2 protein-coding genes and 1 pseudogene are annotated in these 1,371 nt (G+C 71.5%); 2 read left to right on the top strand and 1 reads right to left on the bottom strand.

The genetic code is table 11. The annotated features are described in order from the left end of the window. Positions 1-446, bottom strand: a 446-nt coding sequence (locus AC1DWT_RS51345) for a suppressor of fused domain protein (RefSeq protein ID WP_477926283.1), incomplete at its 3' end; no start/stop codon positions are given. Between the two features lie 65 nt (positions 447-511). Here AC1DWT_RS51345 and AC1DWT_RS51350 point away from each other — a divergent pair. Further along, on the top strand, positions 512-1,207 hold the full coding sequence (locus AC1DWT_RS51350; protein WP_477926284.1) for a metallophosphoesterase family protein: 696 nt from the start codon (positions 512-514) through the stop codon (positions 1,205-1,207). Continuing rightward, a pseudogene (locus AC1DWT_RS51355) lies at positions 1,197-1,371 on the top strand (chromosome partitioning protein ParB); the annotation flags it as partial. The gene AC1DWT_RS51350 and the pseudogene AC1DWT_RS51355, both read left to right, overlap by 11 nt.

Raw genomic sequence — 1,371 nt, forward strand, 5'->3', positions numbered from 1 at the left:
GCCTCCGCGGGTTCGGGCAGCGGCAGGTCGGGGATCGTCGACTCACCGAGCAGCACGGCGGTGAACGGCGCGTCCTTCCACAGCGGCTCTCCCAGGTCGAGCAGCGCGTCCTCCACGAGAACGACACCTTCCACCGACGGCGCCGCCGCCAGCACCGCCAGGGTGCGCGCGACTCCCGACGCCACCCCGGCGCCGCCGCGCAGGGTGAGGATCAGTTCGGCGCGGGGGCCGCGGAGAGCGTCGGCCACCAGTTCGCCGGGGTCACTCATCGGGTGCCGGGAGCATCCCAGGGTCACGTAGCGGACCAGATCCTCGGCGTCGGGTGCGAACCGCAGCACGTCCAGCGGTTCGACGCCCAGGAACGTCACCGATGCCGCAGTCGGCTCCGGTCCCCCGATCTGCCCCAGCAGGTGCGCGCGAACGGAGGCCACAACGCTGTCAGTCACCCCGCCATCAAACCACCGAACCCGCTCACCCGTCCTCCGGCCTCTCGAGCCGGTAGCGTCGGAGCATGGTCTCGGTACTCGCAGTGTCCGACGAGACGATCGAGTCGCTGTGGAGTTCGCAGGTGCGCGCCATGGACGTCGACCTGATCCTCGGTGCGGGCGACCTCCCGTTCGACTATCTGGAATACCTGATCGACGCCCTCGACGCGCCGTGTGTCTTCGTGCCGGGCAACCACGACGCCGACCTGTCCGGCTATTCCGCGGGACGGGTCGGGTGGATGCGGGCGGGACTGCCCTCGGCGTGGCCGGGCCCGTGCGGTGCGGTCAACGCGGACGGCCGGATCGTGCGGATCGCGGGCCTGCGCATCGCCGGCCTCGGCGGATCCATCCGCTACAACGACGGCCCCAATCAGTGGACCGAGCGGCAGCAGCGGCGGCGGGCGCGCAACCTGGCGCTGACGAGCGCGTGGCACGCGCGCCGCTCCGGGGTGTCCGGCGTCGACGTGCTGCTCACGCACAGCCCACCGCGGGGAGTCGGCGACCAGGAGGATCCGCCGCACCGGGGTTTCGAATGCTTCGAGAACCTGGCGGGCAGGTTGCAGGCGCGCGTCATGATCCACGGGCACGTCCACCCGTACGGCCGGGCGGCCGAGGACCGCACGCTCGGCGCGACGACGRTCATCAACACGGTGGGATTCACCCTGATGGAGTTGTCGCCGGGCGCCGAACCGAGCATCGTCAGGCGCCGGCATGGCACGTGACACCGGGTTCCCCGCCGCCGACGCCGAGAACGACTTCACCCGCCAGCGTCGTCGCGCCGAATTGTCGCGCCTGGTCAGCTGGCTGCGCCGCGAACCGGACGACGTCAACGAGATCCTGCCGTTCGACGAGGTGGTCGCGGCCGTCGGCCGGGTCGGGGAACGGT

This window comes from Rhodococcus sp. P4_B6 (assembly GCF_056402215.1).